Raw genomic sequence first — 9,440 nt, forward strand, 5'->3', positions numbered from 1 at the left:
TGCGGCGGCGGCAGTGGTCCAGTCGGCGAGGTCCGCCGGTCGAGCCGGCGAACCTCTTCAAGTGTGCTCAGCGCTTTTCAATACCGGCTGACTCGACAACCTTCTTCCAGGTTTCGATCTGCTGCTCGACCATGGTGCGCATTTCCTCGCCGGACATCGGTGACGGCTTTGCGCCCAGCTTTTCAATACGTGCAGCGACGTCCGGATCGGCGATTGCAGCGTGCACAGATGCGCGCACCTTGTCGGCAATGGCGCTGTCGACACCGGCCGGCATGCCCACGCCGGTCCAAGAAACAACGTCGAACCCGGGAGCAACGGTTTCAGCCAGTGTCGGAACGTCGGGCTTGTCGGGCCAGCGTTCCTTGGAGGAGACAGCCAGGATGTCGAACTTCCCGGCGTCCTGCTGCGGCGTCATGATGGTGCCGGTGTCGATGACAACGTCAACTTCACCACCAAGCAATGCCGTGGCTGCGGCTGCACCGCCCTTGTAAGGAACGTGGATGAAGTCAGCCCCGGTTTCGAGGTCCAGCAGTTCGCCTGTCAGGTTCTGGGTCGACCCAACGCCCGAGTGGCCGATCTTGATGGTTCCGGGCGCGGCTTTCGCCTTGGCGATCAGATCCTCGATGTTCTCGTAGGCACCAGCCTGGGCTGCGACAAAGAACGGGAACTGGCCGATGGTCGAGAGAAAGGTGAAATCGGCCAGGGGATCAAACGGCTGCGAGTTGTAGAGTGCTGCCGAGACGGCGTGACCGCCGACCATCAGCTGAATGGTGTAGCCGTCGGGATCGGATTTCGAGACGAAATCGGAGGCGACATTGCCACCGGCGCCCGGCTTGGATTCGACCACGACGGGCTGGCCCAGGTCCTTGCTCATGGGTTCTGCCAGCAACCGGGCCACGGTGTCGGCGTTGCCGCCGGCGCCAAAGCCGATGATAAACCGGATGGATCTTTCAGGATAAGTGTCCGCGGCAAACGCGGTGCCTGACATCATGGCTACAACTGGCAGTGCCAGCATGAGTTTCTTCAACATAATTTACCTCCCGATAGTTGACGGTCTAGCTTGAGTTTGAAGGCCTCAGACCGAGTAAGGCCCGCCTTGCGTGTTCTTGTCCTTCAAGGCTTTGCGATGTGAAACGATTGCGGAACCGATGGTGAAAGCCAACAATGCGGCCCCGCAGAAAACCAGCGTTGCGCTGATGGGACGGGTGACGAACACCGAGAAATCACCGCCATAGAGCAGCATGGTGCGGCGGAAGTTTTCCTCGAGCATCGGCCCCAGCACGAAACCCAGCAAGAGTGGCGCGGGTTCGAAGCGATAGCGCCTCATGACATACCCGACGATCCCGAAGACCAGTGTGAGCACGACGTCGGTGATGCTGCTGCGATGCGAATAGACACCGACGCAGATCAGCAGCACGATGGCGGGATAAAGCCGGTAATAAGGAATGCTGAGCAGTCGAACCCAAACCCCGATGAGCGGGATATTGATGACCAGCAGGATGATGTTGCCGACAAAGAAGCTGGCGATGACACCCCAGAACAGTTCCGGCTCGTCGATAATCAGCCGTGGTCCGGGAACGATGCCGTTGAGGATCAGCGCACCGATGATCAGCGCCATCACCGCGTCACCCGGCACTCCGAGGGTGAGCGTGGGAATGAAGCTCGTCTGCGCGGCCGAATTGTTCGACGCTTCAGGGGCGCAGAGCCCGGGCAGATGGCCCTTGCCGAATTTTTCGGGCGTGCGGGAAATCCTGCGCTCGAAGGCATAGGCCATGAATGACGCAATCGCCGCACCGGTTCCGGGCAAAGCGCCGAAGAAAGCACCAATTGTTGCACCGCGCCCGACCGGCTTGACCATCGAGCGCAGTTCGGCGCGGTTGGGGAAGATATCTCTCAGGGTCAGCTTGATCTGGGTCTTGCGGGGCTCGTGACTGGCGGCGTTGCGGATGATTTCGCTGAGACCGAACAGTCCCATGGCCAGCGAGACCAGGCTGATACCGTCCGCGAGCGCGTCAGTTGCCACGAAGCGGTACTGACCGGTGCTGGCGTCGGAGCCGACCATACCAAGCGCAATGCCAACCAGCGCCATCGAGAACGCACGCAGGTGCGAGCCGGAACTGATCAGCGATGCCGCGACAAGGCCGATCGCTACCAGCATCGTGTATTCCGGCGCGCCGAATTTCAGTGCAAAGGTCGCCATCGGAATGGCTGCCATAACCACCACCGCAACCCCGATCATGCTGCCGACGAACGAGGAGAGCGCAGTTACCAGCAAGGCAAAACCCGCGCGTCCGTCACGGGCCAGCGGATAGCCTTCAAGACAGGTCACCACCGAGGAGGGTGTTCCGGGGAGGTTGAGCAGGATCGAGGCGATTGCCCCGCCATACTGCGAGCCATAATAGATCCCGGCCAGCAGGATGACCGAGCTGGTCGGATCCAGGTAGAAAGTCACCGGCAATAGCAACGAAATCGCCGTGATGGCGCCAACGCCGGGAAGCACACCGATCACCTGGCCGAGAAACACCCCGAAAAAGGCGTACATCAGGACTTCGGGCTGCAGGACCACTGAAAGGCCGAGGATGAACTGATCGATCATCGCCTCATCTCCCGAACACGGTCAGTGGCAAACCCAGGGCCACGATGAACAGGAAGTATCCGGCCAGCGTAACAGCGGCGGAGTAAATCACGATGCTGAGCAGTCCGGCGCGACTGTTGGCGAGCTTGGAGGCCGCAACAGCACAGAACATTGCCGGGACCAGGCCTGCAGGCTCGACGAGCGTGACGAAGATAAGGACAGCGGCGCTGACGAAGATCAGGGCACGCCAGTGGATGGGCTCGTCATAGCTCTGGGCTGTGCCGCGCAGGTCGGACACAAGAATACCCAGCCCCATGGCCACGAGCGCCACGGCGATCACTCGCGGCATGAAGCCCGGCCCCATCTGGGTGAGGCTGCCGGCAGAATAGTTCCAGGAAATCATCAGAATGGCGAGGCCAAAGCCAACCAGCACCGTGCCGCTGATCGCCTGTCGCCAGACATTCCTGTCGCCTCCCGGTTTTTCGCCCTCCAGCGTATTCACCACTTAAGTCTCCTCCCTCGCCAGCGCCCGGTTACGGTGCTGCCGGTCTTGTTTCGTAGGCAGCCTGCAGCGGCGTTGGCTCGGAAACGCCGAGCCTTTGCGCCAGTTCTGACAATCGTTTCAATGTACCCTTGGCGATAGGAATGCCGTCACGGGTGCGCTGATCCGCCATGGCAAACCCACGTTCTCCGGGCATCAGGACCGCCTCTGTGCCGCTTGCTGCGGGCAAGCCCTTGATCGAGGCCACAAGCTCGGCAATCTGCCGGGCGAAGACATCGGCATTGGTAAATGCCTGAATGTTGAGCGCCAGCGCCAGCCCGTTCATGGTGGCGCTGCGCCCGGAGAGAGCCTCGGAGATCACCGGATTGGAGACAAGCACGCTTGCCAGGATCTCGATCATCAGAGACAGGCCGGAGCCCTTGGGGCCGCCAAGCGGCGTAAGGGTGACGATCTTCTGCGGATCGGTCGAAGCAGCCCCATCCTTGTCGATACCCCAGCCTTCCGGCACCATGGTCCCCGCGTCCTTGGCGGCCATGATCTTGCCGAGGGCCACGTTGGATGTGGACATGTCAAGCAGCAGCGGATTGCCTGCCGCCGGCACAGCGATGGAAACCGGGTTGGTCGAAACCCCCGAGACGCGCGCGCCATGATAGGCCATCAAGGGGCCGGAGGCGGTCATGACGATGCCAACATACCCGCGCCTTGCGGCCTGCATGGTGTAATAGCCTATGGCACCCGCGTGGGTGATGTTGCGTGCCGAACACCAACCGATGCCTAGCCGGCCGGCGATATCCACCGCTTCATCCATGGCCCCCAGCATGGACGAAGCGCCCGGCGCGCCGTCCGCCTCGAGAATGGAGACGGCGCCGTTGCTGCTTTTGACTTCGGGGGTCGCGACAGGATTGATCTTGCCCTGCTCGACCATCTCGACATAGCGCGGAATGCGCAGTACGCCGTGCGAATCTGCCCCGCGCGCATTGGCCCAGACCAGCACGCGGGCGGTCTGCTCGGCGTGCACCGGCGCAAAGCCGCCACCGGTCAGAAGCGCTGCCGCATAAGTCTGGAGATCCTCTGCGCGATAGAGCGTCATGACGTCTGTCGCAGCGGAGTTGGAAAGAACTTGTCGAGCCATGCCTGAACAAGGGTCCTGGTGTGAGGCTCGTCTTCGTCGGACAACGGGAAGTGCGACATGCCGGTGGGGATCATCAACTCGGCGTTGGCGCCGGCCTTCTCGAACAGGCGGATCGACTGCTCCATCGGGGTGATGACGTCACCGGCGGTGTGAAACAGCAGCAGCGGACGCGGCGCGATGTCGGCAACCACGTCGTCAGCTCGGAAATTGTACATGCTGATAGCGGTTTCGACAGGAACCTCGAACTGCGCCTTGGGCGAGAGGTTGTAGCGAAGCTCCTCGGGGATCGGCACGACATCGAAGCGCGATACCCACATGCTTTCGCCGGTTTCGGCCTTGTGCTTGCGACCGGCTTCGAGAATGCCGGTGAATTTTTCCCAGGCTTCAGGCGTCGGATGCTGGCCACGGAACTTGCGTTCGCCGTCGCCCCAGCCGCAGAACGACATCACGGCCGCGATGCGCTCGTCGATGCCGCCGGCGAAGATCGCAACGGCCGCGCCAAAGCTGTGGCCGGTCACGCCGATACGGGCCGGATCAACCTCCTCACGCCCGGAGATGAAAGTGACGGCGTTCTTGGTATCAGCAACCTGGTCGAAGCAGCGAACCTCGCCGCGGGCGCCTTCGCTCTCACCGCAGCCGCGGAAATCGATGCGGAAGACGCAGTATCCCATGCCCTCGATCATACGCGCCAGCAGCTCTACATGAGACTTGTCCTTGGTGCCAACAAAGCCGTGCAGCACGATGAAGGTCGGCAGTTTCTGTCCAGGCGCACGGCTTTCGGGCACGTGCAGCACGCCTGACAGTTTCAGGCCGTCGGACATGAATGAAAGTGGATGCTCCATAGTCTCTTATCTCCGCATGGATAGTGCTGAACCGATGCCCGGCATCAGGAACGGCCTGTCCAAGATTTACAAAAGGCATCGAACGCCACGAGATGCTTGCCAAGGAATGTTGCCATATCCTCGTGGGTGACGATTCCCGCCTCGACATCGACCTTGCCCTTGGCACCGCCAATCTGGATCTCCGGCTTCGCCATGATCCGCATGTCCTGGGAATGCAGGGTCTGACGCAGGCTCTCGTGCACCCGGGCGCCGCCCAGAAGCCCGGGCGAAACCGTCCAGATAGCAACCGGCTTGGCTGACAGCGGGAGCGGATCAAGCCGCGAAAGCCAGTCGATGGCATTTTTCAGCGCACCAGGGATCGACCAGTTATACTCCGGCGTTACGATCAAAAGCGCATCGACAGCGGAGATTGCCGCCGCCAGTTCGGTCACCGACGCAGGAATACCCTCGTCCAGAATGTCCTGATTGAAATGCGGCAGGCTCTCGGTGCTCGGCAGAATGGTTACATCCATCCCACTTGGCGCCAGGGCGGATGCACTGCGTGCGACCGCACGCGACAGGGACGCCTTGCGCAAAGAGCCTTCGAGAATTCCGATCTTGGTCATGTGGGACTCACTGGTTTTCTTGTTGTTTCAGGATCGCGGCTTCAGGCCGGGAGCGCACCCCAGGGGAACTTGTGCTGCAGCCAGGGCTGCGGCGCAGGTGTGCCCCACACATTCATGACGCGGACATTTTCCGGGCGCTTGAGCGCGGTAATCACATTTGGCTCGTAGCGCGCATCATCGTGGATCATCGCCATGCCGCCGGCCAGCTCCACCATCGCGCCGCAGGCATCTATGTAATAGGCGTAGGTATTGTCGCCGGGCCGGTGACGACCGGGACCCCAGACAATCTCCTTGCCGATGGTGTCGAGGCGATCACCGAGCTGGCAGTAGTCGCCGAATTCGGCAATCTCAAAGGAGTAGTGATGCAAGCCCGTCGGGCTGCGCACGATGCCGACACAATGGTGCAGCAGATTGGCGCCCCGCATCCAGCTCAGGCCGTCATCGACCATCCGCTCGGACAGTTTCAGCCCCATGATCTGTTCGAACTGGGCCCGGGTTTCCGTCGGTTCCGGAGACGTCAGGTTGACATGGTCAAGGCGCAACGCGCCTACACCGAGTGTGAAATTCCGGCGTCCGTATGTGTCATCCTCGATCGGCGTGTGAACCTCGATGACATGGCCCTGCGGCGTGAGGAAGCTGACCCCCGCCTCGCAACAGCCCAATGATGGTTTTTCGGACACCAGCTTGCATCCGGCAGCTTCGACCCGGCTAGCGGCTTCGCGCACCGCATCGGCCGACAAGGCGTCGAAACCGATCGAGCGAACGGAATTCTCGTCAGCCTTGTGCAGAACCAGCTCCGCCTTCCGGCCACTGCAGGACAACCAGACGGTGTTCGCATCCCGGTTTGTAACATGCAGCCCCAGGATATCCGTGGATTCCCTGACCAGAGCTTCAACGTCGACCACATTCAACTGCACGTGTCCGATCGCGTTGACCAGATAGCTCATTCACCCCTCCTGCCGAGTCTGTCGTTCTCCAAATTCGACCTAGCACACATATTCGGACACCTCAATTATTTTCGAATATTCTCGCATAGTCGAATAATACGGTTTCTTTCGGATCCATTGGTTGCTGACCGTGAAACCCTTTCGCCACACTCCTGGCACTCATTCCTCATCGGCAACAGGATTGGACAAGGTGCCAATTCCCTCGATCTCGATCTCGACCACATCACCGGAATTGAGAAACTCCGGAGGTTTGCGGATTGAGCCGAAACCGCTGCAGGTGCCGGTGACGATGACATCTCCCGGCTCAAGCGGCGTGAAGGTGGAGATGTAATTGATCAGATAGGGAATATCGAAAATCATCCGCGAGGTGTCGGTGCGCTGCTTTTCAATCCCGTTGACGCGGGTAACCAGCGATAGCGGCCATTGCGGCATATCATCCGCCGTCACCATCCAGGGACCGAAGGCCCCTGTCCCGACAAAATTCTTCCCCGGCGTGAATTGATGGCTGTGTTTTTGCCAATCCCGAACACTTCCATCATTGTAGATCGAGTAGCCGGCAACATGGTCGAACGCCCGGTCGCGGGAAATATGACGGCCACCCTGTCCGATGATGACGGCCAATTCGCCCTCGAAATCGAGCTTTGCAGACGAACGGGGCCGCATCAATGAGGCGCCGTGACCGATCTGGGAAGCCGGCAGACGCAGGAACAGGACCGGATACTCCGGCGCCTTCAAAGGATCGCTTCCAGGTTCGAAATAGTTGATCGCCGCCATCACGATCTTGGACGGATTTGGGATGACCGGATCCAGAACGACATCGGCCAGCACATGATCGACGGGTCGCCCTGCCAATGTATCCGCATCCGGACACCCCGCAGCGATGAAAGCACGCAGATCCGCAGCCTCGCCTCCCAGATCCACAATACCATCGTCACGCAGCAGGCCCCATGATGGGGCGCCTGACTTCCGGAAAGACAGGAACTTCATTCAACTCTCCAGCTATTTTCGAAAATCATAGTATCGTTGAAAACAAATTCGTAAAGGCGCTTGTGCGCTTACCCACCGTTCCTGGCATCGGAGGATGGATTGCCGGTCGCCGGGAATGGGCGCGGTCAAAGCCCCTGTACCCGTCGAATATTTTCGAATATGTGCCGCCGATTGAACATTGCCAAAAATCGGCTATCAATGAATGGCGGATTTTTCAAAGGCTGAAGGGAGCCCACCCTGACCATCGATCTCACCAAGCCCGGACGGCACGACCCCTCCAAGCCCGAGCCGTCCGGCGGACGCGATATTCTCGAGCGCCTGCGTTCGGACATCGTCAGCAGCGTCTATGAACCTGAGACACGGTTGAAATTTGCTGACATGACCAAACGCTACGATGTCGGAATCGGCACCCTGCGCGAGGGATTGTCACAGCTGGTTTCGGAAGGGTTCGTCACGCTTGAAGCCGGCAAGGGCTTCCGTGTCGCCCCGGTTTCACGCGAGGAACTGATCGAGATTACCGAGCATTTCATCGAGCTTGAGAAACGGGCCCTTACCGATGCCATTGCGCACGGTGATGACGATTGGGAAAGCCAAATCGTTGCTGCTCATCATCGTCTCAGCAAGATTGAAAAACTGCCCTGGGCTGAGAGGATGGGGTTCCATTCGACTTGGGTGGAACGTCATCGTGATTTTCACCGGTCTCTCATCGCTGCCTGCCAAGGCGCATGGCTGCTCAGGTTGAGAACCTTGATGTTTGATCAGCTTGACCGGTATCGTTTCCTCACGAAGATGAATCCCGATGGACTGGGAAAAAGGAAATTTGAAGAGCACCGCCTGATAATGGAGGCCACTCTGGCCCGCGACACCGACAAAGCAGTTCAACTCATCGAAGACCACATCCGAGACACATCGGAACGGGTCGTCAAGTTACTTTGAATAGCAAATATTCCATGTTTCCTGTCGAGGCTCGCTGACGCCGAGTCAGAGGCAACAACATGACTGGACGTCACTATGAGGCTTTAAAGGCGGTAATTAGCTCAACGGCGCCGGATGGATGAAGGGCCAGGGCGAACTGTCCGAACCGCGCGGTATGCTCACCTCGATCACCACCGGTTCATTGGCGTCGAGAGCTTCGGCGAGCTTGCCGCGAAGCTCTTCCGGGCTGTCGGCCCTCATCGCCATCACGCCGAAGGACTTGGCCAGGGCCACGAAGTCGGGGTTCTCGAGGTCGGCGCCGAGCAGCCGGTTGCCATAGACCGTCTGCTGATCGCGGCGCACATTGCCGTAAGCCTGATTGTTGAAGACAATGGCGACGACAGCGATGCCGAACTGTTTGGCTGTCGCAAGTTCCTGAACCCCGAACATGAAGCCGCCGTCGCCCGACACCGAGACAACCGCCTTGTCGGGATTGGCAATCTTCACACCCAGCGCGGTGTTGAAGCCGAAGCCGAGATTGTCCTGGTAGCCGCAGGTGACATAGTGCCGGGCCGCATAGACCGGAAAGCACATCCGCGCGGTGAAGCCGACCTGGGAGACCTCTTCGACAAAGAAGCCGTCGCGCGGCAGCACGTCGCGGATCACCCGCAGATAGCCCTCCTGCGGCTGAACACTGGTCAGCGCCTCGGTGGCATCGGCTTTCAGCTTTGCAAGTTCGGCTTGGCGCGATGATCGCACCGGCAGGCCCTTCAACTCGTCAATCAGCGCGCGAACACCGGCAGCAGACTCCGTCACCAGTCCGACATCGGGTTTCAGCCGCACCATCTCGGTCGGATCGATATCGACGCGGACCACCTTCAGCCCCTTGGGCATCCAGCGCCAGCGGAAATACTGCAGCTCGAGCCGCGAACCGA

General features: G+C 60.0%; 10 protein-coding genes. 1 reads left to right on the forward strand and 9 read right to left on the reverse strand.

Translation table 11 applies throughout. The features are described from left to right. Positions 1-67 precede the first annotated feature (67 nt). From GTW23_RS21935 to GTW23_RS21970, 8 genes are all read right to left on the reverse strand, one after another. On the reverse strand, positions 68-1,030 hold the full coding sequence (locus GTW23_RS21935; protein ID WP_252917470.1) for a Bug family tripartite tricarboxylate transporter substrate binding protein: 963 nt from the start codon (positions 1,028-1,030) through the stop codon (positions 68-70). A 45-nt stretch (positions 1,031-1,075) separates the two neighbouring features. Further along, positions 1,076-2,596, reverse strand: a complete 1,521-nt coding sequence (locus tag GTW23_RS21940; RefSeq protein ID WP_152010212.1) for a tripartite tricarboxylate transporter permease — start codon at positions 2,594-2,596, stop codon at positions 1,076-1,078. Positions 2,597-2,600: 4 nt separating this feature from the next. Then, on the reverse strand, positions 2,601-3,080 hold the full coding sequence (locus GTW23_RS21945) for a tripartite tricarboxylate transporter TctB family protein (RefSeq protein WP_252917471.1): 480 nt from the start codon (positions 3,078-3,080) through the stop codon (positions 2,601-2,603). Positions 3,081-3,108: 28 nt separating this feature from the next. After that, complete coding sequence (locus tag GTW23_RS21950) at positions 3,109-4,209, reverse strand: Ldh family oxidoreductase (protein WP_252917472.1); 1,101 nt, start codon at positions 4,207-4,209, stop codon at positions 3,109-3,111. Further along, positions 4,164-5,051, reverse strand: a complete 888-nt coding sequence (locus GTW23_RS21955; RefSeq protein WP_252917473.1) for an alpha/beta hydrolase — start codon at positions 5,049-5,051, stop codon at positions 4,164-4,166. Before GTW23_RS21955 ends, GTW23_RS21950 begins: the two co-directional genes overlap by 46 nt. A 44-nt stretch (positions 5,052-5,095) precedes the next feature. Next, on the reverse strand, positions 5,096-5,656 hold the full coding sequence (locus GTW23_RS21960) for an NADPH-dependent FMN reductase (protein ID WP_252917474.1): 561 nt from the start codon (positions 5,654-5,656) through the stop codon (positions 5,096-5,098). Positions 5,657-5,697: 41 nt separating this feature from the next. Beyond that, positions 5,698-6,603, reverse strand: a complete 906-nt coding sequence (locus GTW23_RS21965; protein WP_252917475.1) for a VOC family protein — start codon at positions 6,601-6,603, stop codon at positions 5,698-5,700. Between the two features lie 159 nt (positions 6,604-6,762). Next, positions 6,763-7,590 carry a fumarylacetoacetate hydrolase family protein gene (locus tag GTW23_RS21970; protein ID WP_252917476.1) on the reverse strand — a complete coding sequence of 276 codons (828 nt, stop codon included), beginning with the start codon at positions 7,588-7,590 and terminating at the stop codon, positions 6,763-6,765. A 306-nt stretch (positions 7,591-7,896) separates the two neighbouring features. On the opposite strand from GTW23_RS21970, the gene GTW23_RS21975 reads away from it, so the two are divergent. Further along, a complete protein-coding gene (locus GTW23_RS21975) occupies positions 7,897-8,526 on the forward strand; it encodes an FCD domain-containing protein (RefSeq protein ID WP_267662096.1) in 630 nt (209 codons plus the stop codon). A 96-nt stretch (positions 8,527-8,622) separates the two neighbouring features. Here GTW23_RS21975 and GTW23_RS21980 read toward each other — a convergent pair. Further along, a partial coding sequence (locus tag GTW23_RS21980) for a thiamine pyrophosphate-dependent enzyme (protein WP_252917478.1) occupies positions 8,623-9,440 on the reverse strand: 818 nt, incomplete at its 5' end.

This window comes from Parahoeflea alexandrii (assembly GCF_024105735.1).
Classification (GTDB): domain Bacteria; phylum Pseudomonadota; class Alphaproteobacteria; order Rhizobiales; family Rhizobiaceae; genus Hoeflea; species Hoeflea alexandrii.